The organism is Natronomonas moolapensis 8.8.11, from assembly GCF_000591055.1.
Lineage (GTDB): Archaea > Halobacteriota > Halobacteria > Halobacteriales > Haloarculaceae > Natronomonas > Natronomonas moolapensis.
In genome coordinates this window covers 2,886,783-2,912,573 of record NC_020388.1, presented here as the reverse complement: position 1 = coordinate 2,912,573, position 25,791 = coordinate 2,886,783, and the positions used below count along the sequence as shown (strand labels likewise).

Here is a 25,791-nt window from a genome sequence, read left to right as displayed (position 1 = left end):
TTCGGTCACGAACCGACTACTCTTCCAACCGATCTAGCACGGCGTCGGCATCGTACGACAGCGACAACGCTCGCGACCGTCCCCGACCGTCGACCTCGGTGTACTCCGTCTCGATGAGTCCCAACTGTTCGAGTTTGTTCACGATCTCGGAGTATCGCGTGTAGCCGAGGTCCGTAACGCCGCTGAACGCCTCGTAGACATCCCCAGCCTGCTCGCCGTCGTGGTCCGCGAGCACTCGAACCAGCGCCGACTCGGATTCCGAGAGCCCGCGGAGGTGTCTCGAGAGGTGGACGTATTTGGCCGTCTCGTAGGCCGAATCGACGTCCTCTACGTCGACCGCCGTCGATCCCCGCATCTCGGCGTTCAACCCGGCCCGCCGGAGGAGGTCGATCCCGACCCGGAGGTCCCCACCGCTGTCGGAAGTGTACCCGGCGACTCGATCGAGAACGCGCGTCCCGACGGCTCCCTCGCGGAAGCCGCGGTCGACTCGCTCGGTGAGAATCTCGACGACCTCCCGTTCCCCGTAGGCCGAAAAATACACTTCTTCGGGCCGGAACACCGATTGTACCCTGGTGTCGAGCTCCTCGATGACGTCCAAATCGAGATCGGACGACACGACGATGACGCCGACTTTCGCCCCCGAGTGAGCCTCGTGGGCCCGCAACAGCGAGTAGAGGGTGTCCGAGGCTTCGCCTTCATAAAAGAGGTAGTTCACGTCGTCCAGCGCGACGACCAACACCTCGTCTTCCTCCACTAGCCGGTCCGTGATCTGTCCGAAGAGCTTCTTGAACGAAATGCCCGACGCCGGCGGCTCGTACTCGAAGAGCCCCTCGAACAGTCGCGAAAAGATCGCATACCGGGTCGAGTCCACCTGACAGTTCACCTGAACGACCTCGATATCACCGACGCTTCCCAACTCGCCGAACAGCTTCTGGACCGCCGTCGTCTTCCCGGTTCCCGGCGGTCCCCTGGCCATCACATTGAGCGGGCGCGAGCCCCGAACCGCCGGCCGGAGGGCGTACTTCAGCGTCTCCATCTGCTCGTCACGATGGAGAAACGCCTCCGGCACGTAATCGAGTTCGAGGACGTGCTCGTCGCGGAATACCGATTCGTCCCACGAGAGCATGTCGTCGTCCGCCATTTCACTTTCACCACGCTGCCCGCTATGTTAAGCCTTCGGGCGGCACGTGCCCACCGACCGGATCCCCATCCCGACAGTCGACAGCGTCAATCGCTGTTTCCCTCGAACTTCCCCAGAAGCGACGAATAAAACCCCGTCTGGCTACCTTCGTTCTCCGAATCGTCCCCTTCGTCGGCCAACTTTTCGACGATAAGCTCCGGCGTCGACCGCGCGAGGTGACCTTTGATCGGAGAACGGTTCACGCACAACTCCCCGTCGATCAGCCCGACAGCCTCTATCCCATCGACGCTCACGTTCGCGTCCGCGTCGGTCGCATCGAGAATCTCCCCAGCTAAGTGCGAGACGAACACCGCCGTCGAGTCCTCCTCGGCGAGCGCTTCGAGGATCCCGGCGATGATGACCGCGCTCGCGCCCGGTTCCGTGATCGACTCCAACTCGTCGACCAACACCAACCGCCCCTCTGCCCCCTCGACCAGCGACCCGAACTCCCGAAGCGTCGACTCGAAGGCTCCTGCGTCTAGGGTCCCCTGGGTCTTCGCCTGGTAGTGTAGCGCCTCGAATCGTCGGGTTCGAACCCCCTCGGCCGGCACCGGAAGCCCCATCTGGGCCACGATGGCGACCGTCCCGACCAGATCGAGCGTCGACGTCTTTCCCCCGCTGTTGACGCCCGAAAGGAGCGAGACGCCCTCGATCCCGTAGTCAACCGGCTCGACGTCCTCGAACGCGACGTCGAGGAGCGGTGACCGCCCCCCTTCGATCTCGATTCCGCTTCCCCCGAACACCGGGAACGTGCAGTCGAAATCCCGGCTAAACCGCGAGACGGCGAGTTCGACGTCGAGTTCCAAAGCGGCGTCGACGAGCGCCTTCGCCGGTCCGCGCATTCCTCTCAACTCCTCGGCCACCTCGCGCTTCAGACGGGTCGCCCGCCGGTCGCGGTCGGCGCTCAACTCCTCTCTGAGCCGGTCGATCACCCGCCCGTCGTGTTCGACCGGAAACGTCGGCTCCTCGGGGAACGCCCCGCGCGCCAGCGACTCGTAGTCGTCGACCCCGACCGCGTCGACGAGCCGTTCGCGGGCCGCCTCGATCGCCTCGGCGAACTCCTCGGAGAGTTCGCGCTCCAGAAGCGAATCCACCCCCGCCCCGCGCTCGACGAGCGAGAGTAGATCCGCCCCCTCGATCGTCACGTCCCGCTCCTCGATCGCCGCCCGGAGACGATCGTTGGCGACGCCCTCCGCCATCGAAACCGCGGCATCCAGATCGTCGATCGCGGTTTCGAGCGCGCGCAACCGATCGTCGTCGTCGACACTGCCGTCCTCGGTCAGCCGCTCCAGTGCGCGCTCGAGTGCATCGATGTCGATCGACGTACCGATGTCGAGCTTCGACGCCGCCTCGTGAACCGCCGCCGCCGCGAGCAACCGTCCCCTGTTTCGGGCGAAAAACGAAATCGTTCGCTCGGGCACGACGGCCGCTGGCTCAGAGAGCGCGTCCGGCTCGACACGCACGTCGGCATCCCCCTCGAGTTCGATCCCGGCGAAGGCCTCGTCCAACACCACGACCGTCGAGTACCCGCGGGCGAGGTCCGAGACGTCCCGGGCGTCGTCGACCAACTCGACACTCAGTTCCGGTATCGCGTCGGTCGCCTCGGCGTACGTCTCGGCGTCGCTCGTCGCCAGACACCGGTCCCTGACGCGGATCCCGCCCGGCGATTCGAGCGGTTCGACTCCCGAAAGTGCCTCCAAGAGCTCCGGAGTCGGTTCCCGCTCGACGGCTCCCTTCGCGAACGACCGGACCTCCTCGATCCGGGCGGCCGACGCGCTCGGGTACAGCGTTTCGAGCCGCTTTCGCCCGTGCGCCGTGACCGCCCGCTCCTGTAACAGTCCGAGGACAGACTCATAGAGCTCCTCGGCGCGATCGGTCGCGAGAAACGCCCCCGAGTCGCCGTGGCGCCGCCGGATCGCCGCCCGGGCGATCCTGGCGGCCCGCCCCTCGGAGATCCCCGGCGCACGCGCGATCCGCGAGACGTCGCCCTCCGAGACCGCCTCGGCCGGGTCGTCGAGTTCGGCCAACCGCTCGACCGTCTTCGCCCCCACGCCGGGAATCGACGCCAACTCCTCGAACTCCATCTACCGCTCTCTGTGTCTCCCGCCGACAAAAACCCCATCGCTCGCCTCTCAACCGATTCGCTCGCCCCCCAACCGATTCGCTCGCCCCCATACGCTCGGTAGCCTTTTTGATTCGCTCGCCCCCATACGTTCCGTTTCTTGCGCGGTATGCCCCACCGTCTCTCGGACTCCGCTCCGCCCCAAACCCACCTGGCGTATGATGCCGGACACTACTGCGACTAGCGCTTCCCGGCCCGATGCCTACATGAAATCCGCGATCCCGCTCTGCTTGTTCGTGTCGAATACATTCATGACCGTTGTCAATTACGACCCTGCCTTTATATACTTCCCATCCAGAGAGCGGGGTGGGTCAAGACCAATATGACCACCCCACGCGATAAGTATGAACGCCGGATAGAAACAGTTAACGGATACGTTGAAGATGGTGAGATCGGTCAAGATACCTATGATAGAGTTACGGAGCTTCTTAATGCCTACGATAATGACAACATACTAGTATCAACTCCACAAGGTGAGGGTACTCGTAAACCCAGTACGCTCATCTCATGGCTCTATCCCCTCATGATAATCGCCAGAGAGCGTGACCTCACTGAAGCTACAATAGACGAGCTGAAACACGACCTCCAACAGCTGCACGATGGTACTCATCCACTGGTTAATGACGAGGGGATTCAGAAATCCACCATCCGGAACTATCAGGTGGCTCTCCGAAACTTCTATCGATACCATGATACTTTAGAGGTAGAGTCATCCGAGATACCAATCTTCGATAAAACCTCATCTCCGATTGATCCGAATGATATGCTCACAAAAGAGGAGATACAGGAGGCTAGGGAGGCTGTGGGTAATCCTCGTGACCGAGCGATCTTTGAACTGCTACTTTACACAGGTCAAAGACGGGAGGCAATCAGAACACTCCGGCTGAAAGATGTCAATCTTGAGACTGGGACGTATCGGCTGAACTCTACTGCTGATGGACTGAAGGGAGCTACTGACAGAAACGGAAACCGTCCTCTTCTAGGTGCTAAAGGTCCCCTCCAGAACTGGCTAGAGTACCATCCAGATACGAGTAACCCTGATCACTACCTCATCACAACGCGGCCAAGCTACTCCGTTGTTGATCCAGCTTCTCCAGTATCGGGAGAAACCATTCGTCGTGCTATGGAGAATATAAAAGAGAATATATACAATTCACACTCATGTGAAACGTGTGTATATATGTAATACGCTACGTCTTAGATGATTTTGAACTGATCTTGGCGTGTATAGCTATGAAATAGTGCCTCAATGGAGCTAGCCAGAACTGGGCAATAATTATTCGCGTAAGGTACTTTGGTAGCACCGATATTGGGTATAGTTATGATTGCTATCTCCCGGACCCTTGTTGAGGTTATAGGCTATTCTATGACGGCGACAGCTCCATACATACCCTGAGCACGATGTGGAATACAAACGTATAGTATCGTGCCTGGGTCATTAGCAATTATGTCAAGAGTATACCCTTGTTCATCTGTTAATTCACTTTCAAATTTATAATCACTGCTGTCTTCAGAAACAACATTATGAGCACCTCCATTACCAGTCCACTCAAATGTGACTGTTGTCCCGGTGCTAACTGCGACACCTGATGGATTAAATGAAAAACCGTTGCCTCCAGCTCCTGTTTCAATAGTTACTTTACTCTCACCGGTACGGTCTTGAATTTGACCTTTATAGAGATTTGCCTCATTACTAGACACAAATGACTCTGCTTGGGAAAGAATTCGTTCGTTCATTTCTCTTGTCTCACCTTGTCCATCATCCTGGCCATCATCAGAGGAACTGCTACTATCATCAGGCTCAGATCTTGTGTCATCTTGTGTATCGTCATTCGATGACTGATCTTGACTACTATCAGAACCAGTATCTGATGATTCTTCACCGTCCCCACTCGATGATTCATCGCTAGTGTCCAAGCGTAGACACCCAGCAACTATACTCATCCCGGTAAGCGCTGGAGTTATCCGAAGCAGATGCCTTCTTGTCTGCCGTTTGTCGTTATCCATATAGCCGCTACGTATGCCGGAGGATATAAATATTGTAGTGTCTATCCACCATATGGATGCTCTGGGGTGCAGAAACAATTCTGTACAGGGTGGCTGATGCCGTCTTTCGCCCATCTGAGTTTGTTCGAGCAAAAGCAGCCATCTACTCAACCTCTCGGTGGTCAACTGCACAGTATACTACGCAACTATCTGTAGTATGGGTTTTAAATGTGGTACTGTATGCGCTGCCATTGACCGTTACTGGAGTTGGATTCACTTCTCAGAGGAGTGCTCCAGCGGTTTTTGTTGAGTATACAACACCGCTTTTTCAATCACCAGATTCAATATGGCAATTTATATTTGCATTTGGACGGAACTCAGTCTTCTTTACAGTAGCCAGCGTTATTATATTAACCTCGTTCCATATGGCTGTTCTAATCACAAAAGAATCAAGAGGTTTGATGCAAAGTTTTCATACAGTCGTTTATACGACGAGTGCATACTTGGCAGGGATATTTGGCCTTCTAATGTATCTTAGTACTACGGATGGATTAGTCCAAACAAGAGAGATTGTACTCAGACTACAGGCGAATGCGTTTCAAGCAGTTCTGGATATAATCGGCTTGGGAATAATAGGTATCGAATTCAGCTTACCTGCCTCCGCAGGTCCCGGTCCAATCGTATTCCAAGATCTTTCAGCAATGGGAACAGTACTGTTTGCAATGCTATGTTTACTCATGATATACTTCCTCTACTCAGTCTATCTTGGTGCGCGGCTGAATCATCGGATGGACCGGGTGTCATCTGTGATTGTAGTTGCAGGTATACTAGTTTCTCCGATTATATATATTGCTGGTTCAGCCGCGGTGACCATTTTTATTAATACCTACGCCGGACAGGTGATATAAAATGAGTCAAAATACGGATGATCGAGATTTTTTAAATGATGAAAATGAATCAGCTGCGCATTCTAGATCATCACAGGATGGAAATCCATCCGATACGAACAAGTTGATGAAAATCAAACCAACAATCAAGCCGGAGCTTATCCAGTTTGGACTAGTTTTAATTATCGGATTCGGCTTAATTGCCATACTATACGATAATCCGCAATTATTAGGGACGGTTGAAGCTACTAACATAGCACTCGTATTCGTGCAAATAGTGATTGCTATAGTTCTTATACGGATAATTATACAGATACTCATAATACGGAGTACAGTGTACACTATCACGGACCGGCAAGTTCGTAGTGAATACGATTTGCTTGGACGGAATAAATCAAGAGAGGTTCCGTATAATCGGATCCGGAGCGTTGGGTACTCGCAGGGGCGTATTGAGAATATCTTGAAGATCGGGACAATCTCAATTAATAAAGGACTGGGAGGCTTAGAACTCACAAGCATCCCAAGCGGTGATGAGGCGTACCGAATAATCCAGAGGCAGATTGAAAGAGCAACATAGTCTTTGAATTATGTTACTTCAATAGTGAGAATATAGATTAAACTGGAAATTGTGCAGGTTACCCTGAGATTTGCTCATCAAAGCTTCTGAAACGCAAGGTTCCGACTCCTCAAAGACCTATGGAGATATGAGACTCTATCCAGTCAGTTGGGTGAATTAACACCTGGGATATCGACGAATCGGACAGGAAGTTCCTCACGCACTATTTTGATATAATCGTCTGGTTCGTCATCGAGTAGAACAAGGAGTTCTTCAACATTCTCAGCGTCCCAGTAGCTGCGGAAGTGAGTAGAATATGCTTTCAGCTGACCGATTCGCTTGAAGACCTGATCTACGCTCGTTTTAGCTTCGACCAAGATTACCCATTCATTATCAAATTATGCGAGCTAGCAAACACCTAAGCAACGAGGACAGTGGTGACGGCTCGAAAACGTACATTGAATTCGACTCTTCAAAAGAGAGTCAGCGGGCCGCATACCGGCTCGCCTCACGGAGCGGACAACTGCGCGAGGGGATAGATGACATCGATGAATTCTTCGCAGAGATGGTCCCTCACGTCGCAAAACACCTGTTTGAGGGTGATAGTATCGACCTGATGGACTGGATGGAGTTGGACGAAGATGATCTAGATGAGTACAGAGAAGAAGTCATAGACGCAGAGGACGACGAATAAACCACACAGCCACTTTCTCTTTTTATGACAGACTACAAAGAGAACGGAGAGAGCCATGTATCGGATGCAAATACCCAGGGGGACGAACTGGTGGAGGCCGTTGAGGAAGCCGTAGACGACTGGGTTGCTAATGACTCTATCGAAGCGTATAAAAAAACAGATATCTGGTTATGGAGGAAAAAAAGTTAGTAGAGTGTGTCTCAGTGATGGTAGCCATCGCTATGCGAGAAGCGGCTGAGTAGCTTCTTGCATATTCACCCACTATTTTTGCCGGTATCACATATAATCCCCAAGGGTCGTGGGTCTGTTCGTGTCGTCCTCGAACACCGACTCGACGGCGCGGTCCAGGATTTGGAGCCGCTGTTTGGTGTACTCCCGGCAGCCGTACTCCTTGGCGACTTGGATCGCGGTGTCGATGTACTTTTTCACCGAGCCCTCGTGGACCGTGAGGTTCACCCGACCGCCGCACTCCCGACAATCACCTGTCAGGGGCACTCGGCGGAACTTCTCGCCGCAGTCGAGACACCGCGTCTCCTGTCTCGAGAACGCCCGGAGGTTGCCGATGATGTCGGGCAGGAAGTGGTACTCGATGACCCGTTCGGCCACGTCGGTCTCGTCGACCGATCGCAGCTTCCTCGAGAGCTCCAGCTGGGCGTTCATTTTTTCCATCATGTCGCCCAGCGTCTTGTACGCCGACAGGTCCGGCCCCGCCGCGATGTCGACGGTGTCGTGGGTGTGCTGGAATCCGCGGTACTGGTCGTCCGTCCCCAGCGTGTTCTCGCCGATCCGGATCAACTCCCCGACCTCGTCGGGGTCGGCCATCTCCCGCGTCGCCTCGTAGAACTCGCGGGGGTACTCCGAGACGATGTCCATGTTGTGGGCCTCGTCGTCGATCTCCGTCGGGTCGATGCGGGAGGACATGACCAAGGGTGCGTCCATCCGACCGCCCCTCTGATTTGGTAAGAAAGACTTAGAGAAATTTATAATGCCGTCCATAAGAAGCATAACACAGTCCTCGTCACCGTCACATTGGCCGGTATATACCCCATCTGCCGATACTGTGTTCGTGCGCTCAACTGTAAGACAATAGGTATTTTCTATATCGTATTTTTTATATTCGACGGAAGTAACGGTATCAATCCCGTTCCCACCATCCGCGCGATGTGGTTTCGGCGCCCACTCTGTCGACTCTGCCGATGCCGCCATGCTCTGTTCTGCCGATGCCGCTATGCTCTGTTCTGCCGATGCCGCTATGCTCTGTTCTGCCGATGCCGCCATGCTCTGTTCTGCCGATGCCGCCATGCTCTGTTCTGCCGATGCCGCCATGCTCTGTTCTGCCGATGCCGCCATGCTCTGTTCTGCCGATGCCGCCATGCTCTGTTCTGCCGATGCCGCCATGCTCTGTTTGCGTGTGTCTCTCGGAAGCAAATCCCCTACTTCGACGCCGCTCGCCGGTACCCGCTCGATACCGACCGCCGATTCCGTCTCACTACGGTTACCGAGCCGTAACATCGTGTGGTCGGGTGTCACCCGAAGCGTTCGCCCGCCCTCGGTCTCAATTTTGATCAGGTGCTCCGGCGCGACATGCTTCGAGACGGCCGCGACGGGACGAATTATTTCTCGTCCCCCCTCCGTCACTGACGGCACGTACACATCGCCGTCCAACTGCTGTACCAGCGCCCCGAAATCATCTGATTCGGGATCTTCGAGCCGCGATTCGACGAGTGTCTCGATCTTTTCGTAGTGCCACCCGTCGTCGTCCTCGTACCGGAGTTTCGTCTCCGGATGGAAACAGTTGCGGCGCTTCGCGGCGTGAAAGTACGGATGTGCGTACCCGACAGCGGCCGAAGTAAACCCGATCACTCTCCCGACGACCGCGGCGGAGGTGTGTGGAGCCATTCCGAAGACCAACTCGCCGATCAAGTCCTCGCGGTCGTCGAGTTCGTAGTATCGCTCCATCCCGTAGTACTGCTCCAAGAGGTCGTCGACGAAGTCGGCGGTCCGGAGCATGTGTTCGGCCGCCCCCTCCGAGAGCACCACGTCCTGGACGCGCAACTCGATCAGCTGTTCCTCGTGGGTCAGCGGCTGGCCGTGGATATCCTCCTCGTAGCCGAGCGACTTCAACTGCCCGACTGAGACGTCCAGTTCGGCGGGCCGAACCGACGTGACCGGTAGATCCGTCATGTCGTAGCGGACAGTCCCGTCCTTGAACGCCGAGACGTCGTTCTTCGCCCGCAGAATTCCCTTTTCGATCGGCTCGGGAACCTTGTGCTCCGAGGAGAGCCCCTGGACGCCTTTTAATACGCCGAAGGCGTTCTCGCGTTCACCGACGTTCTCGAGCGCCGACCGGTACTCCTCGTCGACGTCGATCGTCGTCCGTTGGACGGCGTCGGCCTCGCTTTCGCAGTTCGGACAGATCGCGCGTCCGGACTCGTCCGGTTCGACGTCGATGTCGCAGTTGTAACAGACGTAGTGTGGTTCGGTGACGCCGCTGCACTCCGGACACCGCGCCCGGAACGTCGACACCGAGCAGTCGGGACACCGCCGCCTCCCGACCTGCACCTCGAGTTCCCCCGGCGTGTCCCGCATCGAATCGGCGTGTTTCGCGGCGTCGGCGACGTTGCGTTGGGGTCCACCGGCCTCGTTGATCGGAAACAGCGTGTGGACGGCCGGCGAGAGGTCGCGCTTTTCGGACTTCTCGGGCCGGCCCATCCGACAGCCGATCCGAGTCGGCGCTCGCTCTCTGATCTCGAAGGGTGCGACCTCGTTGACCGCCTTCATCGCGTTCCCGCCGCCGTCCCACCGGCGGGCCTCGGGGGACAACGCCTCCCACGTCCGTTCGAGATCGTCGCTCAACCCGAGCGACCGGACCAGCGGGACCGCATCCGAGATCGTCAGCGTCTCTTCGCCCTGTTCGTGCTCGACAAGCAGGACCTCCAGTGCCTCCCGGACCGGATCGGTGTGCCCGACGACGAGCGTTCGGCCGGAGTCCGTCGGGCGATGCTCTGCGGTCGTCTCCCCCACGGTCGCCCCGTCCGCTTCCGCCCAGTGGCCGGCGCTCACCGCCTCGACGAGCGCCTCGAATCGCTCGACATCGAGGTCGTGCCACAGGTACGTGTACTCGGGATGCAGCGGCGCGTCGTACCTCTCGATCCACTCCAACGCCTGCTCCGTCTCGGGGTGTTCGAGGTCGACGCGGGGGGAATCCGAGAGCGCCTGCACGTCCGCCCCCGCCGCCTCGAGGTCGCGTCGCCACCACTCCGGGGCGTACCCCGCCGGCGAGAGCGGGTGGTTGTTCTCGACGAACTCCCCGTAGTTGACGAGGTACTCGCCCAGATCGAGGATGGCCTCGACGCCGTTGCGGATCTCGAGGGCTTCCTCGGGGTCGTCGATCCGTCGGACGTCCCCGTTGGCGAGTCGGACGGTCGGCCCCTCTATCGTATCCACCGGGACAACGCCGGCGGCCTTACCGGGGCGTTCGGTCTTGATCTGCGTGCCGGTCGCGAGGAAGTCGTCGACGAGGTGCATCGTCGCCGGATGCACCCCGGCGGTCGCGAAGCCGTGGTTTCGCGCCCGGCCGTACCGGAGCCGGAAACCGCCGACCTCGGAGGGGTGGCCGAACACCGGTCGGCCGGCGATGAGATCCCTGAGGAACTTGTCCGCCGGGTCGGGTCTCGGTGGGCCGTCGTGGGCCTCGGCTCCCCCCGCTTCACCTGTTTCGTCCGTCTCTGCTCCTCCGTTGGCTCCGCTCGTCTCCTCCACCCCGCCCGACTCGTTGGATTCCGCGCCTCCGTTATTGGCCGTCGCGTTCTCTCCGTCGGCCGTCGCGTTCTCTCCGTCGGCTGTCGCGTTCTCTCTGTCGCCATCCCCCTCCCCCTCGGCCGCGTCCCCGCCGTAGTTCCCGTCGATGAGATCCTGTAGCCACGGCCACTCGACCTCCGCGAGTTGGGAGGTGTAGCGCTGGATCTTCGGGGCCTTCTGGGCGATTCCCTCGCCCAACACGAGACACATCCCGCCCCGGGCGTTGTTGGTGTCGACCCGTTCGAGGTCCCGAAAGCCAGAGACCTCTTCGTCGCCCGTCGCCTCGCCGTCGAGCATGACGGGCATGTGCTCTGCGATGAACTTCGCTTCCTTGTCTTTCGGGGCGTACTGCAGTCCCGTCTCGTTGTCGTACAGCGACAGTTCCTCGGCGTAGCGTTCGACCTCGTCGCTGCGGGTGTCGTACTCCTCGATCCCGAGGAGCGTCCGGGTGTAGTCGGCGACGAGCACCGACAGCGCCTGTGCGGTCCCGCCCGCCGACCGGATCGGCCCGGCGTAGTAGATGTTGACGAACTCCGTCCCGTCGTCGTTCTCGAGGAGTTCCACGCGGTCGATCCCCTCGATCGGGGCGGCGACGACGCCCTCGGTCAGGAGCGCAACGGCGGTCCGGACCGCCCCCTCGATCTTCCCCGCGCGGGTGTCGTAGTCGCCGACCGTCCCCTCCGCGAAGTCCGCCGCGAGTTCCAAGGCCGCCTCCTCCCGGGAGAGGTCGGGATCGTCCTCCATCTCCCGGACGCGATGGGCGACGCCGTCGATCCCGAGGATGTTCTCGACGCGGTCGGCCATGTCCTTCGCGATCGGGATTTCGACGTCCTCGGTCGGGTCCCCGCCGCGGCGGCGCGCCTCACGGGCGACCGACAGCGCTTCGTCGAGGTCCTCCTCCAGCCGTTCGAAGTACCGTTCGTCGTCCGGTCGCATCTACAGCGGCCACAGGTCGAGGTCCGTGACCTCGTCGTGCTCGCGTTCGAGATGGGTGTCGAGTTCGCGGACGTACACTTCGCCCGCGAACACCGTTCCCGAGTCGAGGTGGCCGCCGAGCATCGTCCCGTCGGCCCGGGAGAACGTCGCGTGGGTGTGGGCGAACAGCCCCCCGTCGAGGTGGGAGATGTTCCCGAGCGCCGTCGTCACCTCGAGCGGTTCGTCGAACTCCTCGGGGTAGTACTCCTGGTCGTCTTGATCGTAGTAGAGGACGGTCGCGTCCTGGACCGCGCCCAACCCGAAAAAGAACGCGGCGTCGATTCCTTCCTCCTCGGCGAACGCCTCGATCTGTCCCCGCCAGTCCCCGCCGTGTTCGAGCCGCCCGACGTACTCCCGGCCGCCCTCGACGTGCCGATAATCCATATCCGGGCTAACGATCCGGGTATTAAAAAAGGTGTCCGCATCGCGTTCCATCGTCGCTCCCGTCGTCCCGCAACCACCCGGATCGGACGTTTACGTGATCCCGTCACCGCACCCCGTCGCCGATGCCGCCTATCGCCACTCGTCGACTGTGACCGTCGCCTCCGTCGACATGGTGACATAGGCCTCCTCCCGACAGAGCTCGGCGATCACGAGCTGTTCGCCCGCGTCGCCTCGGTCCACCGCGGCCATGACATCACAGTCGGAAGCCGGCATCGGAGCCGCCTGGTTCTGCGACATATATGCTAATAACTCACAGAGAGTATATAAACGTGGCGATGTTAACCAGTCTCATACTACCCGTCGGCAGTCGAACCGGTGGTCCCCCGGTTACGTATAAATAAACCGTCATCCGATCGACGCTGCCGGGAGCTCCCTCCCGGCGGTATCGCGCGCCCGACACGTGCTTCAGCGCGACGGGAACGTTCGGCACGACGGGAACGTTCGGCACGACGAGGACGCTCGGCACGACGAGAACGCTCGACACGACGAGGACGCTCGGCACGACGAGAGCTTCAGCGCTACGAGAACTTGTGGACGGTCATATCCAGCGTGTCCAGATCGACGACGGGTGCGTATCCGACATCGGGATCGATGTTGACACTCTTTTGGAAGTCCGTCTGGGCCTGCCAACAGCCGGAGTTCACCGCCATCACGTTTCGGTACTTTCCCCATCCGAGCTTGTGGACGTGGCCTGTATGGAAGATGTCGGGTACCTCATCCATTACGAGGTAGTCCGTCTCTTCGGGGGCGAGGCGGGTGTGGCCGCCGAACTGCGGGGCGACGTGGCGCTTTTTCAACAGCTGGTACATCGCACGATGTGGCTCGTCGTAGCTGGCTTTCTCCTCGGGAAGTTCGGCGATGACCTCGTCCAGGGAGACGCCGTGGTACATGAGCACCGAGACGCCCTCGATCGTGACGACCGCCGGGTTCGAGACGATCCGGGCGTCGTGGGCGGTCATGATCGACCGGAGTTCCTCGTCGAACCCGGGTTGCGGTTCGGCCAGCCGGACCGCGTCGTGGTTGCCGGGTATCATCACGATCTCCAGATCCCCCGGTACCTCTTTTAAACGCTCCGAGAACCGCCGGTACTGATCGAAGATATCGACGATGTCCAACTCCTCGTCTTGGTCGGGGTAGACGCCGACGCCTTCGACCATGTCGCCGGCGACGAGCAGGTACTCAATCCGCTCGGCCTCCTCGGTGTGGAGCCACGACGCGAACTGGCTCCAGGCATCGCCCACGAACTCCTGGCTCCCGACGTGGACGTCACTTATAAGCGCCGCCTTGACGTGCCTGTCGGCCGTCGACGGCTCGTACGTCCGCGGGATGTCCGGGAAGTACAGCTCGTCGACGAACAGGATACCGCCGTCGTCCGACAGTGTTCCCTCGACGGCGATCACCTCGTCGAGCAGCAGTTCCTCAACCAGCCCCGCGATCGGCCTGTCTTTCATCACCAGACACGGGAAGACGCCCGTGGTGTCCTCCAACTCGATCAGCCAGTGCCCCGACGCCGTCGACCGAACGTCCGAGATCATCCCGACCATACCGGCGTCTCCGCCACCGGGGCTTGCCTGCAGCGCCGTTGCGTTCCGGTGGTTGACCCGGCCCCTGAGCTTCCCGGCGAGGCGCTCGTAGCGGTCCCGAAACGTTGCCACGAAGTCGCCGTACTCGCCGGTACTCGTCGAGTAGCCGGTCATGTCGTTGTCGATTTCGAGCGACCGAAGCGACGAGTCGACGGCACGGCCGCCCCCGCCGCCCGGCTCGGGACCCGCCGAACTGCTGTCCGATTCGGGACCCGCCGAACTGCTGTCCGATTCGGGACCCGCCGAACTGCTGTCCGCCGGACCGTCGGCCGACAGGGCGTCGGCCGCCCGGCTACCGCCCGTCGAGTCGTCGCTCGTCGGTCGGCTGTCCGCCGATTTTGCCTCGTTCGCCGGTTTTGCCTCGTTCGCCGGTTTTGCCTCGTTCGCCGGTTTTGCCTCGTTCGCCGGTTTTGCCTCGTTCGCCGGTTTTGCCTCGTTCATTGCCACTCCGCCCGAGGACCCCTTTGTTTCGACTGGAGATGAATCGGTACCGTCCCCCACGCCCGACCCCCCGGTTCCAGTCGAAACAGAGGGTGTTTCGCCAGCGTTTCCGTCCGCGGCTCCGGAGCTGTCTCCCGATTTTCCTGTACCGACCGTCGGCTCCACGGAAGCGTCGTCCCCGGTCGCGTCCGCCGCGTCGTCGCCGCATATCGGGTCGCGGCGGCCCCGGGACCCCTCCTCGAGCGCGTCCCGGACGTCCGACGCGGTGAGTTTCAACGTGTCGTCCGGGATCGCCTCGACCGCGACCGCGAGCGCCGCCGCGGTGTCGCCCGCCTGCGTCAACAGCGTGATCGCCTCCCGGTCGGCGGCGTAGCCGTGGCTTGCGAGCTCGCGCGCGATCCGGGCCGGCTCCTCCAGTGGCACAACCACACGTCGTCACGACCGGAAAAAAACGTAGCGAACCGCCCCGCCTCCGCTCGCCCGACGTCGCCGCCCCCGCCCGTCCCCGGTTCAATCGTCGCCGGTGGCGCGCCGCTCGTCCGCCCGTGGGCCGTCGATCTCGACCGCCGGGAGGTGATCGCGGAGGTACTGTCCGGTGTGGGACGCGTCCACCCGCGCGACCGCTTCTGGCGTCCCCTCGGCGACGATCTCCCCGCCGCCCTCGCCGCCCTCCGGACCGAGGTCGACGATGTGGTCGGCGTTCTTCACCAAATCGAGTTCGTGCTCGACGACGACGACGGTGTTGCCGTCGTCCGTGAGCCGGTGTAACACGTCGATCAGCTTGCGCTCGTCCTCGCTGTGAAGCCCCGTCGTCGGTTCGTCGAGCAGGTACAGCGTCTCCCCGGTGTCGCGTTTGCCGAGTTCCTCCGCGAGTTTGACCCGTTGGGCCTCCCCGCCCGATAGCGTCGTCGAGGGCTGGCCCAATCGCATGTAGCCCAACCCGACGTCTCTCAGCAGCTCCAGGCGCCGCCGGATCCCGCTGTGGCTCTCGAAGAAGTCGTAGGCCTCGTCGACCTCCATGTCGAGGACGTCCGAAATCGTCGTACCTTTATAAGTGACCTCGAGCGTCTCGTCGTTGTACCGGGCCCCGTCGCACTCCTCGCAGGGGACGTACACGTCCGAGAGGAAGTTCATGTCGATCTTGACGGTCCCCTGCCCGCCGCAGGCCTCACACCGCCCGCCCTTGACGTTGAACGAGAACCGGCCCTTCTCGTAGCCGCGGCGTTTCGAGCGTTTCGTCTCCGCGAACAACTCGCGGATGTGATCGAAGACGCCGGTGTAGGTCGCGGGGTTCGACCGCGGCGTCCGCCCGATCGGCGACTGGTCGATGAGCCGCACTGTCTCGACCTCGTCGATCCCCTCGATGTCGTCGTGTTCGCCGGGGAATACGTCGGTGTCGTTCATCCGCCTAACGAGGCCTTTATAAATAATCTCGTGGAGCAGCGTCGACTTGCCCGATCCGGAGACCCCGGTGATCGCGGTGAAACAGCCGAGCGGCACAGCGACGTCGAGGTCGTCGAGGTTGTGCTGGCGTGCGCCCCGAACCGTCAGGTAGCCGTCGGGACCGCGGCGCTCCTCGGGGACCGAAATCGCGCGCTCGCCCGAGAGGTACTCGCCCGTGATCGACGCCTCGGCGTCGATCAGGTCCTCGACGCTCCCGTTGGCGACGACCTCGCCGCCGCGCTTGCCGGGCCCCGGACCCATATCGATGACGTTGTCAGCGCGCCACATCGTCTCCTCGTCGTGCTCGACGACCACGAGGGTGTTTCCGAGGTCCCGAAGCCCCTCTAGGGTGTCCAGCAGCCGGTCGTTGTCGCGTTGGTGGAGTCCGATCGAGGGCTCGTCGAGGACGTAGAGGACGCCGACGAGGCCGCTTCCGACCTGCGTGGCGAGTCTGATTCGCTGGCTCTCCCCGCCCGACAGCGTGGCGGCCTCCCGATCGAGGGTCAGATACTCGAGGCCGACCTCCTCCATGAACCCGAGGCGCGCACGGATCTCCTTCAGTATCTCCTCGGCGATCGTCCGCTCGCGTTCGTCGAGGTCGGCCTCGAGCCCCTCGAAGTGTTCGAGAGCGTCCCCGATCGACAGGCGGTTGACGTCGGTGAGGGATGTCCCGGCGACCAGCACGGCCCGGGACTCGGCTCTCAGGCGCGTGCCCGAACACGAGGGACACGTCGTCGTCGCCAGATAGTCCTCGATGTGCTCGCGCGTGCTCTCGGAGTCCGTCTCGACGTATCGGCGATCGAGGTTCGGAACGACGCCCTCGAAGCGCTTTTCTTTCCGTCTGGTGCCGTTCTTCGTCCGCCGCTCGAAGACGACCTCGTCGTCGGTCCCGTAGAGGAACTGCCGTCTGACGTCAGCCGGAAGCTCCGAGAAGGGCGTCTCGACGCTCACGCCGAAGTGCGCCGCGACGCTGTCGAGTCTGGTCCGGTAGTACGATCGGCTGTAGCTCCAGGGTTCGAAGACTTCTTTGATTGGCTTGTCCGGGTCGGTGACGACGAGGTCCTCGTCGACCTCCTTCGTCTCGCCGATCCCGTCGCAGCCCGGGCAGGCCCCGTGCGGGGAATTGAACGAAAACGAGCGCGTCTCGATCTCCGGGAGGTCGATCCCACAGTGAGTGCAGGCCAACTCCTCGGAGAACTCGACGACGAGGCGCTCGGCGTCCTCCCCGGACAGATCGCCCGTGTTCCGGCTCTCCGTGCCGACCTCGGCGTCCGCCGGCGGGTCGGGGAAGATGATCTTCAAGACCCCCTCGGCCTCCTCGAGGGCGGTCTCGACGGAGTCGGTGATCCGCGAGCGGGCGTCGGCGGACAGTTTCACCCGGTCGACGACGACGTCGACGGTGTGGTCGTAGTTCTCGTCGAGGTCCGGGCGTTCGACGGAGAGGTCGTACTCCTCGCCGTCGACCTCGACGCGCGTGTACCCGTCGCCCACGAACGCTTCGAAGCGGTCCTCGAAGGCCCCCTTCTGGTCGCGAATCACCGGCGCACAGATCTTCGCTCTGGTCCCCTCGGGAAGCTCGAGCAGTCGCTCGACCATCCGCTGGGCGCTCTGCTCGCCGACCTCCCGCCCACACTCGGGACAGTGCGGCGTACCCACGCGGGCGTACAACAGCCGCAGGTAGTCGTGGAGTTCGGTGACGGTCCCGACCGTCGATCGGGGGTTGTTCGCGGCGTTCTTCTGGTCGATCGAGATGGCGGGCGAGAGCCCCTCGACGTTCTCGACTTGGGGTTTGTCCATCTGTCCGAGGAAGTTCCGGGCGTAGGCGCTGAGCGACTCGATGTAGCGTCGCTGGCCTTCCGCGTACACCGTCTCGAACGCGAGCGAGGACTTGCCCGACCCGGAGAGGCCGGTGACGACGGTGAACTCCTCGCGCGGGATGGACACGTCGATGTCCTTCAAGTTGTGTTCGGAGGCACCGCGGACGACGATGTCGTCGGTCATTACCGGGCGAAAGGGACCGCAGCGTGAAATCCTGTCGGTTGCGGCGCCTCGCGGGTCGATACGCCGGGGTGGGCCTCCCGAGTTGTCCGCTGTCCCCGTTTGCCCCGACCGCATGTGCCCCCCGCCGGATCGGTACGTGGGTTGACGAGTTCGGTTTCGACGGACAGTTAAAAATGGCGGTAACGCGGCTCGAACGGCCGTTCAGCTGACTCCCGTTCCCGGCGAAAAAAGACAAGAGTTAATCGGCCTCCCCGCCCGTCTGTGAACGATCATGACCAAAGTTAGCATTGTCGGTGCCGCGGGCACCGTCGGTGCGGCTGCTGGGTACAACATCGCGCTCCGGGACATCGCCGACGAACTCGTCTTTGTTGACATCCCCGACCAGCGCGAGACGACCATCGGACAGGCGGCCGACACGAACCACGGGATCGCCTACGACTCCAACACGACCGTCGTTCAGGGCGAGTATGCGGACACCGCGGGCTCCGACGTCGTCGTCATCACCGCTGGCATCCCCCGGCAACCGGGCCAGACCCGGATCGACCTCGCGGGCGACAACGCCCCGATCATGGAGGACATCGGCGCGTCGCTCGACGAGCACAACGACGAGTACGTCTCGATCACGACGTCGAACCCCGTCGACTTGCTCAACCGCCACCTCTACGAGTCGGGCGACCGGGACCGCCACAAGGTGATCGGCTTCGGTGGCCGCCTCGACTCCGCGCGTTTCCGGTACGTCCTCTCGGAGCGCTTCGACGTCCCCGTCGGAAACGTCGACGCGACGATCCTCGGCGAACACGGCGACGCGCAGGTACCTGTCTTCTCGAAGGTCCGCGTCGACGGCACCGATCCCGACTTCGAGGGCGAGCGCGAAGCCATCCTCGAGGACCTCCAAGAGTCCGCGATGGACGTCATCGAACGCAAGGGCGCGACCCAGTGGGGTCCGGCGACGGGCGTCGCCCACATGGTCGAGGCCGTCCTCGAGGATACCGGGGAGGTGCTGCCCGGATCGATGGTCCTCGACGGCGAGTACGGCCACGGGAACACCGCCTTCGGCATCCCGGTCAAACTCGGCTCCGACGGCGTCGAAGAGGTAATCGAGTGGAACCTCGACGACTACGAGACGGAACTGATGGACGAGGCCGCGGCGAAGCTCGAAGAGCAGTACGAAAAGATCAGCTGATCGCCGCGATTCGGCTTTTCGACGCTATACGATCTGTTCGCCGTCGTCGTCGTAGACCTCGATGGCGTCGACGGGACAGACCCGCGCGGCGAACTTCGCGTCGAGTTCGGCTTCAGCCGGGACCTCCCGTTCGAAGACGTCCGGTTCGACCTCCTCGCTTCCGGCGAGATCGGCTTTTCCCTCGTCTTCGTCCTTCTCGAACCCGTCCCACTCGGCAGTACACTGGAACATCCCGATACAGGTCTCGCGGTCGAAGCGCACCTTCATACACGCCGTTCGGCCGACAGGGTCAAATGCGTGACGGCGCCGAGGACCCGTTCGGTCTCGCGCCTACGGCGCCTCGACGACACCCTCGATGTCGAAGCGCGCCCCGCCCGAGGTCGACTCCGCCACCGAGACGCGCCAGCCGTGGGCGGCGGCGATCTCGTCGACGATCGCCAGCCCGAAGCCGGTGCCGTCCGCCGACGTCGTGTAGCCAGGATTGAACACGTCCGATCGGTCTTCGGGCGGGATGCCGGGGCCGTCGTCGGCGACGTAGAACCCGTCCTCGGTCGTCCCGACCCGGACGGTGGCGTTGTCGCCGCCGTGGTTGACGGCGTTCGTAAAGAGGTTTCCGAGGAGGTTCCGGAGCCGGTCGGGGTCCGCACGGAACCGCAGGTCCTCGACGATCTCGACGGTCGCCCCGCCCGTGTCGGTCGTCCGCCAACACTCCTCGACGATCGTCGACAGCGACACTGCCTCGACGTCGCCGACCGTGTCGCCCTGCCGGGCCAGGGTGAGTGTGTCCTCGACGATCGTCTCCATCCGGTCGAGCGCCTCCATAGCGGCGTCGAGGTGCTCTCCGTCCCCCTCGCCGATTCCGCTTTTCGCCAACTCGATGCGTCCCGTCGCGACGCTTATGGGCGATTGGAGGTCGTGGGAGACGATGCTCGCGAACCGCTCGAGGCGATCGTTTTGCCGTTCGAGTTCGGCCTCGCGGCGTTCGAGTTCGGCCTCGCGGCGCACCTCCGAACAGGTGTTCCGCAGGATGCCGACGCTGCCGCGGAACTCCTCGCCCTCGTAGGGGAGGACGGCCATGTGGTCCCGACACGGGATGGGATCGCCCTCCTTCGGCTGGATGTCGACGGGAAACTGGGCGGTGTCTGGCCCCTCGTGCGAGAGGATCGATCCGAGTTGGTTTTCGGCCTCCTCGACGGCCGCCTCGTCCTTGATGATGCCCGTCGGACTACCGATAATCTCCTCGCGCTCGTAGCCGGTCATCTCGACCAGCGCGTCGTTGACGTAGGAGAACACGCCCGTTTCGTCGACGACGTAGATCGGGTACTCGAGCGCCCGGAGGACCGTCGAGTACCGGTCGGCCTCGATCCGCGTGTGGTAGTCCGCTGCGGCCTGCTCGACGCGGTTCGCCAGACGGCGCTGCTGGTCGGGACCGCCCTTCTGGAAGTAGCCGGTGACGCCGGCGTTGACGGCCTGGCTCGCGATTTCCTCGCTCCCCTTGCCGGTGTAGAGGACGAACGGGAGCAGCGGGTGGTCCTCGTGGACCGCCTCGAACAGCTCCAGCCCGTTCATGCCGGGCATGTCGTAATCGCTGATGAGGCAGTCGAATCCCTCGCTTTCGAGCCGCGCGAGCGCGTCCTCCGGTGACGTCTCGGTCGCAACGGAGACCGCCTCTAACTCCCTATCGAGAAACGCCGACGTCAGATCGAGAACAGACGGGTCGTCGTCGACGTGCAGCACCGACACCCCACGCTGATCAAACGGTGTCGAGCGCAGATCCGAAGACATTAGCTATCGTTCGGCCCGAAAAAACAAAACGGTTTTGCGGAGTTCATCCACCGATAGGCTCCCGCAGTATTTATGATCCATCTTCGACCCGCTCGGTCGATCGCTCGCCGGCGATACGACACTTTACATTCGACGACGCACAACCGAATCCTAATGGATGTCGCCGACGTGTCCGGGGTGCCGCCGTGGTTCGCCGCGCACCTCCGGGAGGAGGGCATCGAGTCGCTGTATCCGCCGCAGGCCGACGCCGTCGAGGCCGGGGTCGCAGAGGGAAACAGCCTGGTCGCGTCGGTCCCGACCGCGAGCGGCAAGACCCTCATCGCCCAACTCGGGATGCTGTCGGCGGTCGAGCGCGGCGGGACGGCGCTGTACATCGTTCCGTTGCGGGCGCTCGCCAGCGAGAAACGCGAGGAGTTCGAGGCGTTCGAACCCTACGGCGTCTCGATCGGCGTCGCGACCGGCAACTACGAGGACACGGGCGAGTGGCTCACCGGAAAGGACGTCATCGTGGCCACGAGCGAGAAGGTCGACTCGCTCGTCAGAAACGGGGCGCCGTGGGTCGACGACCTCGACTGTGTCGTCAGCGATGAGGTCCACCTCGTCGACGACCCCAACCGGGGACCGACGCTGGAGGTGACGCTCGCGAAACTCCGGCGGATCAATCCGAACCTCCAGGTCGTTGCCCTGTCGGCGACCGTCGGCAACGCGGGCGAGATGGCCGAGTGGCTCGACGCCGAACTGGTCGACTCCGCGTGGCGGCCGATCGAACTCAAAACGGGGGTCCAGTACGGGCAGGCCTTACATTTCGGCGACGGCTCACAGCGCGAACTCCGCGTCGGCTCCAACGAGAAACCCACCGAAGCGATCGTCCGCGACACGCTCGCCGAGGACGGGTCGACGCTCGTGTTCGTCAACTCCCGGCGGAACGCCGAGGGGGCGGCAAAGCGGCTGGCCAACACGAGCTGCGACGGACTCGACGAAGACGAGCGCCGGCAACTGACCGATCTCGCCGAGGAGATCCGCGGCGTCTCCGACACCGAGACCAGCGAGGACCTCGCCGCCTGCGTCGAGAAGGGCGCCGCCTTCCACCACGCCGGCTGTTCGAGCGAACATCGTTCGATCGTCGAGGACGCCTTCCGCGACCGGCTGATAAAGGTCGTCTCGGCCACGCCGACGCTCGCGGCCGGCGTGAACACCCCCTCCAGACGCGTCGTCGTCCGGGACTGGCGGCGCTACTCTGGGGAGGCCGGCGGCATGAAACCCCTCTCCGTGCTCGAGGTCCACCAGATGATGGGGCGGGCGGGCCGTCCGGGGCGGGATCCCTACGGCGAGGCGTTGTTGCTGGCGAAGAGCCACGACGAACTCGACGAGTTGCTCGACCGCTACGTCTGGGCCGACCCCGAACCGGTTGAGTCGAAACTCGCGCGCGAGCCGTCGATGCGAACCCACCTGCTCGCGACGGTCGCTTCCGGGTTCGCGGACTCGCGGGCGGCGCTTTTGAACTTTCTCGACCGGACGCTGTACGCGACCCAGTACCGACGCGGGGCCGGATCCGACGACGAGACAGACACTGACGGCCGGAGAGACCCCCGAGACGGCGCCGCCCGAGACAACCTCGAGCGGATCGTCGATTCGACGCTCGAGTACCTGGATGCCAACGACTTCATCGACCGCGACGGCACAATCGGGGCGACGAACCTCGGCCACACCGTCTCGCGGCTGTATCTCGATCCGATGAGCGCCGCGGAGGTTCTCGACGGGCTCGAGGGCGCGAGCACCCCGACGGCGATGGGGCTGTATCACCTCGTTTCCCGCACGCCGGACATGTACGAGCTGTACCTCCGCTCGGGCGACCGAGAGGAGTACACGATGGTGGCCTACGAGCGCGAGTCGGAGTTCCTCGGTGCGATCCCCAGCGAGTTCGAGGAGGAGCGCTTCGAGGACTGGCTGTCGGCGCTGAAGACCGCCCGGATGCTCGAAGACTGGGCGAGCGAGCTCGACGAGGACGAGATCGCCGAACGCTACGGGGTCGGCCCGGGCGACATCCGCGGGAAAGTCGACACCGCCGAGTGGCTACTCGGGGCGGCCGAGTCCCTCGCGGGCGAGCTCGGTCTCGAGTGCGTTCCGACGATCCGCGAGGCGAGACAGCGCGTCAAACACGGCGTCGGCGAGGAGCTGATCGACCTCGCGGGGGTCCGGGGCGTCGGCCGCAAGCGCGCACGGCGGCTCTACGACGCCGGTATCGAGACCCGGGCCGACCTCCGCGAGGCCGACAAGGCGGTCGTCCTCGGTGCGCTCCGCGGACGAACAAAGACGGCCGAGAACGTCCTCGAGGCGGCCGGCCATCCCGACTCGGGCATGGACGGCGTCAGCCCGGACGCGACGGCGATCCCCGGTGACGGCGAACGCGGGAGGGCGGCGGACGGGACCGGCGACGATCAGTCCAACCTCGGTGATTTCTGATGGGCGGTGATCGGTAGTGCGGCTGATCGAGGGGATCGTGTCGATCGGCGGGGACCGATTCGCTGACGTCGACGCCTTCCTCGAGCGTACGGGCGAAATCGCGACCGCTCACGACGCGACCGTCCAGGCGTTCGACGCCCGCTACGTCGTCTCCCGTCGCCACATAGCGCGGGCCGTCGAACTCGCGGACAGAGAGCGCGCCCGCGGCGAGGCGATCGCTCGCGATCGGGGGGTCGAGATCGCGCTGTACGCGGCCGGTCGTCGGCAGATCGACCGGGCCTTCGAAATGGGTCTTTCGCCCGGTGAGACCCCGGCAGTCGTCCTCGTCGACGGTCCCGGTGAGGAGGCCGCCGCCGAAGCGATCGAGGAGCTCCTCGCTTCGGCCCCGACGCTCGGGGCGTACGACGAGGCGCGGGTCCGCTCGTTCTACGATATCGACGCGGCCGAACTCGAAGCAACCGACGCCGGCCTGGCAGCGCTGGTCCTCGAGCGGGTCGCGCTCCTCGTCGTCGAACGGTAGCTCACAGCAGAAACACGTCAGCGCTGTCGAACTCCCGCGAGCAGTCCCGACACCGGTAGTTCATCCCCCCGTCGTTCGAGCTCAGCTGGCCGCCGCACTCCGGGCAGTCCGATCCGGCGCGTCCTGACATACGTCCTCTGGACCGTCCCGGAATATATGTTTTTTGCGCCCCCGTCCCGACAGCGCGCCCCGGCGGCGCGTCCGCCGTCTCATCGACCGCCGGGCGCTTTCGACCGAGGTCTGACCGGCGACCACACCGATCGATCCCTGCCCCTACCATCAGTCGGCATCAGCCCCCGCTGTCGACCGACCCGGTTCGTCGATCCTTCACGGTCTTGGACAGGATTTATTTCCTCCGCTGTCGTCCATCGATGTATGTATGATCCCGACTCGATGACGTTCGCACAGCGGATTACCCTCTGTTGTCTGGTCGATATGGCCGATGCGGACCGGACGCCGGCCGACGCCGCCGAGATCAAATCCGAGGCGAAACGGCTCCTCGAGGCTGCCGACAGCCAACCGGTCGGGAGCCTCTCGGACGCCGACGTGATCCGCGCGCTGGCCGGTCTGGCCGACACCGACTTCGTCGACGAACAGCGCCCCGAGGACCGTTCGCCCGTCGGGAAGGGTCGCCCCCAGTACGCCCTCGACGCCGATTCGAGTCGTCTCCGGGAGGGACTAGAGGCCGACGAGGAACTCGCTGGCCTTTCGAGTTGATCCGTTCCCCACGAGCTGCCTCTCGGTGCGCCACCGGCGCCCGAGGTACGTCTCCGTAGCAACGTAACGCTCGTAGTCGCCGGAGTCCCCCCTACCGTCTCCGAAACACCGTCTCTGTGGAGAGAACGAACGCGTGGCCGAACCGAGCGAGAGCCACCGGGGCCGTGGTGTGTGATCCCTCGTCGCGCGTGCTCCCCGATGTTTCGCACACGACGAAACCGCGCGCGGCCGGCGTCGGTTCCGGACGGAGGCCGGTATCGGGCGGATACGGCGCGTCCTCGGCGAGCGTCGATCCCTCCGAATGCCCCTCGAGGAGGGCGACAACGGTCGGCTTCAGTCGTCAGCCGGCGGTTCGTCGATCAGGACGACGGCCTCGCCCTCGATGACCGCGTCCTCGCCCTTCACGACGGTCGTCTGAATCCGGTACTGGTCGCCGCCGAGGTCCTCGACGATCTCGACCGTCGCGGTCACCTCGTCCCCGATCCGAACCGGGGCACGGAACTCGAGATCCTGCGAGAGGTAGACGACGCTGCCCGGCAGGCGGGCGAGCGCGGCGCTTATGAGTCCCGACACCAGGATACCGTGGGCGATACGTCCGTTGAACCGGGTATCAGAGGCGAACTCGTCGTCGAGGTGGATCGGGTTCGTGTCCCCGGAGGCGGCCGCGAACCGCTTGATGTCGTCTTTGGAGATCGTCTTGGTGAAGTTGACCGAGTCGCCGACAGAGAGCTCTCCCTCGATCAGCCGTTCGGTCTCCCAGCCCCCGAGGTCCGCCCCGGCTTCGAGTCGCTGCTCCTCGGATTTGAGGGCGACTGCGGGCTCGCTCGAGCCGTTCTGCGCCGTCGGTTGGATCGCTTTCGACCCGAACGCCGAAAACGCGGCTTTGTTGGCCGCTCGGTTCGCTTCGAGAAACGTATTAAGTACGCGCGAGGACGTCTCCGCCCACGTATCGAACGGCACCGGGTACGAACTATTGCTCATCTCCTCTCGACATACGGGCCACCACTACT

The 25,791-nt window shown here is 62.5% G+C and carries 21 protein-coding genes; 9 read left to right on the top strand and 12 right to left on the bottom strand.

Translation table 11 applies throughout. The features are described 5' to 3' along the window. Positions 1-16: 16 nt before the first annotated feature. Together NMLP_RS13950 and NMLP_RS13945 are read right to left on the bottom strand one after the other, a co-directional pair. The gene (locus NMLP_RS13950) at positions 17-1,141 is read right to left on the bottom strand and encodes an ORC1-type DNA replication protein (protein WP_015410785.1); all 1,125 of its coding nucleotides are present in this window, start codon (positions 1,139-1,141) and stop codon (positions 17-19) included. Between the two features lie 86 nt (positions 1,142-1,227). Then, complete coding sequence (locus NMLP_RS13945) at positions 1,228-3,264, bottom strand: helix-hairpin-helix domain-containing protein (RefSeq protein WP_015410784.1); 2,037 nt, start codon at positions 3,262-3,264, stop codon at positions 1,228-1,230. Between the two features lie 360 nt (positions 3,265-3,624). On the opposite strand from NMLP_RS13945, the gene NMLP_RS14680 reads away from it, so the two are divergent. After that, positions 3,625-4,488, top strand: coding sequence for a tyrosine-type recombinase/integrase (locus NMLP_RS14680; protein ID WP_015410783.1), 864 nt, complete (start codon positions 3,625-3,627; stop codon positions 4,486-4,488). Positions 4,489-4,661: 173 nt separating this feature from the next. Here NMLP_RS14680 and NMLP_RS14895 read toward each other — a convergent pair whose 3' ends face one another. Further along, entirely contained in the window at positions 4,662-5,309 is a 648-nt protein-coding gene (locus tag NMLP_RS14895) for a halocyanin domain-containing protein (protein WP_015410782.1), read from the bottom strand. Positions 5,310-5,539: 230 nt separating this feature from the next. On the opposite strand from NMLP_RS14895, the gene NMLP_RS15315 reads away from it, so the two are divergent. From NMLP_RS15315 to NMLP_RS15525, 4 genes are all read left to right on the top strand, one after another. Continuing rightward, positions 5,540-6,196 carry a hypothetical protein gene (locus NMLP_RS15315; RefSeq protein WP_152024146.1) on the top strand — a complete coding sequence of 219 codons (657 nt, stop codon included), beginning with the start codon at positions 5,540-5,542 and terminating at the stop codon, positions 6,194-6,196. A gap of 1 nt (position 6,197) precedes the next feature. Next, the gene (locus NMLP_RS14670; protein WP_015410780.1) at positions 6,198-6,752 is read left to right on the top strand and encodes a PH domain-containing protein; all 555 of its coding nucleotides are present in this window, start codon (positions 6,198-6,200) and stop codon (positions 6,750-6,752) included. A gap of 379 nt (positions 6,753-7,131) precedes the next feature. Further along, positions 7,132-7,425, top strand: coding sequence for a hypothetical protein (locus NMLP_RS13935; protein ID WP_015410779.1), 294 nt, complete (start codon positions 7,132-7,134; stop codon positions 7,423-7,425). Positions 7,426-7,449: 24 nt separating this feature from the next. Further along, entirely contained in the window at positions 7,450-7,614 is a 165-nt protein-coding gene (locus NMLP_RS15525) for a hypothetical protein (protein ID WP_160169603.1), read from the top strand. Between the two features lie 87 nt (positions 7,615-7,701). On the opposite strand, the gene NMLP_RS13930 is transcribed toward NMLP_RS15525, so the two are convergent. The 5 genes from NMLP_RS13930 to uvrA all read right to left on the bottom strand — a co-directional run bounded on the left by NMLP_RS13930 (position 7,702) and on the right by uvrA (position 18,113). Further along, on the bottom strand, positions 7,702-12,162 hold the full coding sequence (locus tag NMLP_RS13930; RefSeq protein WP_015410778.1) for a DNA-directed DNA polymerase II large subunit: 4,461 nt from the start codon (positions 12,160-12,162) through the stop codon (positions 7,702-7,704). Then, entirely contained in the window at positions 12,163-12,585 is a 423-nt protein-coding gene (locus NMLP_RS13925; protein WP_015410777.1) for a PPC domain-containing DNA-binding protein, read from the bottom strand. A 129-nt stretch (positions 12,586-12,714) separates the two neighbouring features. After that, positions 12,715-12,882: a DUF7556 family protein gene (locus NMLP_RS15520; RefSeq protein WP_015410776.1), complete on the bottom strand. Its 168-nt coding sequence runs from the start codon at positions 12,880-12,882 to the stop codon at positions 12,715-12,717. A gap of 281 nt (positions 12,883-13,163) precedes the next feature. Continuing rightward, a complete protein-coding gene (locus tag NMLP_RS13915; RefSeq protein ID WP_015410774.1) occupies positions 13,164-15,092 on the bottom strand; it encodes a DNA-directed DNA polymerase II small subunit in 1,929 nt (642 codons plus the stop codon). Positions 15,093-15,179: 87 nt separating this feature from the next. Then, on the bottom strand, positions 15,180-18,113 hold the full coding sequence (uvrA, locus tag NMLP_RS13910) for an excinuclease ABC subunit UvrA (protein WP_015410773.1): 2,934 nt from the start codon (positions 18,111-18,113) through the stop codon (positions 15,180-15,182). Between the two features lie 271 nt (positions 18,114-18,384). On the opposite strand from uvrA, the gene mdh reads away from it, so the two are divergent. Continuing rightward, entirely contained in the window at positions 18,385-19,296 is a 912-nt protein-coding gene (mdh, locus tag NMLP_RS13905) for a malate dehydrogenase (RefSeq protein WP_015410772.1), read from the top strand. Between the two features lie 24 nt (positions 19,297-19,320). Here the strand turns inward: mdh and NMLP_RS13900 are convergent, their stop codons facing one another. Beyond that, positions 19,321-19,563, bottom strand: a complete 243-nt coding sequence (locus NMLP_RS13900) for a ferredoxin (RefSeq protein ID WP_015410771.1) — start codon at positions 19,561-19,563, stop codon at positions 19,321-19,323. Positions 19,564-19,626: 63 nt separating this feature from the next. Continuing rightward, positions 19,627-21,081, bottom strand: coding sequence for a sensor histidine kinase (locus tag NMLP_RS13895; RefSeq protein WP_015410770.1), 1,455 nt, complete (start codon positions 21,079-21,081; stop codon positions 19,627-19,629). Between the two features lie 153 nt (positions 21,082-21,234). Between NMLP_RS13895 and NMLP_RS13890 the strand changes: the two genes are divergently transcribed. Together NMLP_RS13890 and cgi121 are read left to right on the top strand one after the other, a co-directional pair. Further along, positions 21,235-23,544: an ATP-dependent DNA helicase gene (locus NMLP_RS13890; protein ID WP_015410769.1), complete on the top strand. Its 2,310-nt coding sequence runs from the start codon at positions 21,235-21,237 to the stop codon at positions 23,542-23,544. Positions 23,545-23,560: 16 nt separating this feature from the next. Further along, on the top strand, positions 23,561-24,064 hold the full coding sequence (cgi121, locus tag NMLP_RS13885; RefSeq protein WP_015410768.1) for a KEOPS complex subunit Cgi121: 504 nt from the start codon (positions 23,561-23,563) through the stop codon (positions 24,062-24,064). Position 24,065: 1 nt separating this feature from the next. Here cgi121 and NMLP_RS16045 read toward each other — a convergent pair whose 3' ends face one another. Next, positions 24,066-24,194 carry a hypothetical protein gene (locus tag NMLP_RS16045; protein ID WP_269453334.1) on the bottom strand — a complete coding sequence of 43 codons (129 nt, stop codon included), beginning with the start codon at positions 24,192-24,194 and terminating at the stop codon, positions 24,066-24,068. A 245-nt stretch (positions 24,195-24,439) separates the two neighbouring features. Here NMLP_RS16045 and NMLP_RS13880 point away from each other — a divergent pair, with 245 nt between their 5' ends. Beyond that, a complete protein-coding gene (locus NMLP_RS13880) occupies positions 24,440-24,781 on the top strand; it encodes a hypothetical protein (RefSeq protein ID WP_015410767.1) in 342 nt (113 codons plus the stop codon). Between the two features lie 333 nt (positions 24,782-25,114). Here NMLP_RS13880 and NMLP_RS13875 read toward each other — a convergent pair whose 3' ends face one another. Beyond that, a complete protein-coding gene (locus NMLP_RS13875) occupies positions 25,115-25,762 on the bottom strand; it encodes a MaoC family dehydratase (protein WP_015410766.1) in 648 nt (215 codons plus the stop codon). Between the last annotated feature and the right edge of the window lie 29 nt (positions 25,763-25,791).

Excerpts from the sequence above, each read along its gene's own strand:
- NMLP_RS15525 (WP_160169603.1), top strand. The coding sequence starts at position 7,450 with ATGACAGACTACAAAGAGAACGGAGAGAGCCATGTATCGGATGCAAAT.
- NMLP_RS13875 (WP_015410766.1), bottom strand. The coding sequence starts at position 25,762 with ATGAGCAATAGTTCGTACCCGGTGCCGTTCGATACGTGGGCGGAGACG.
- NMLP_RS13935 (WP_015410779.1), top strand. The coding sequence starts at position 7,132 with ATGCGAGCTAGCAAACACCTAAGCAACGAGGACAGTGGTGACGGCTCG.
- NMLP_RS13950 (WP_015410785.1), bottom strand. The coding sequence starts at position 1,141 with ATGGCGGACGACGACATGCTCTCGTGGGACGAATCGGTATTCCGCGAC.
- NMLP_RS13900 (WP_015410771.1), bottom strand. The coding sequence starts at position 19,563 with ATGAAGGTGCGCTTCGACCGCGAGACCTGTATCGGGATGTTCCAGTGT.
- NMLP_RS16045 (WP_269453334.1), bottom strand. The coding sequence starts at position 24,194 with ATGTCAGGACGCGCCGGATCGGACTGCCCGGAGTGCGGCGGCCAGCTG.
- NMLP_RS13945 (WP_015410784.1), bottom strand. The coding sequence starts at position 3,264 with ATGGAGTTCGAGGAGTTGGCGTCGATTCCCGGCGTGGGGGCGAAGACG.
- uvrA (WP_015410773.1), bottom strand. The coding sequence starts at position 18,113 with ATGACCGACGACATCGTCGTCCGCGGTGCCTCCGAACACAACTTGAAG.
- NMLP_RS15520 (WP_015410776.1), bottom strand. The coding sequence starts at position 12,882 with ATGTCGCAGAACCAGGCGGCTCCGATGCCGGCTTCCGACTGTGATGTC.
- NMLP_RS13895 (WP_015410770.1), bottom strand. The coding sequence starts at position 21,081 with ATGTCTTCGGATCTGCGCTCGACACCGTTTGATCAGCGTGGGGTGTCG.
- NMLP_RS14895 (WP_015410782.1), bottom strand. The coding sequence starts at position 5,309 with ATGGATAACGACAAACGGCAGACAAGAAGGCATCTGCTTCGGATAACT.
- NMLP_RS13880 (WP_015410767.1), top strand. The coding sequence starts at position 24,440 with ATGTATGATCCCGACTCGATGACGTTCGCACAGCGGATTACCCTCTGT.
- NMLP_RS13930 (WP_015410778.1), bottom strand. The coding sequence starts at position 12,162 with ATGCGACCGGACGACGAACGGTACTTCGAACGGCTGGAGGAGGACCTC.
- mdh (WP_015410772.1), top strand. The coding sequence starts at position 18,385 with ATGACCAAAGTTAGCATTGTCGGTGCCGCGGGCACCGTCGGTGCGGCT.
- NMLP_RS13925 (WP_015410777.1), bottom strand. The coding sequence starts at position 12,585 with ATGGATTATCGGCACGTCGAGGGCGGCCGGGAGTACGTCGGGCGGCTC.
- NMLP_RS14670 (WP_015410780.1), top strand. The coding sequence starts at position 6,198 with ATGAGTCAAAATACGGATGATCGAGATTTTTTAAATGATGAAAATGAA.
- NMLP_RS13890 (WP_015410769.1), top strand. The coding sequence starts at position 21,235 with ATGGATGTCGCCGACGTGTCCGGGGTGCCGCCGTGGTTCGCCGCGCAC.
- NMLP_RS14680 (WP_015410783.1), top strand. The coding sequence starts at position 3,625 with ATGACCACCCCACGCGATAAGTATGAACGCCGGATAGAAACAGTTAAC.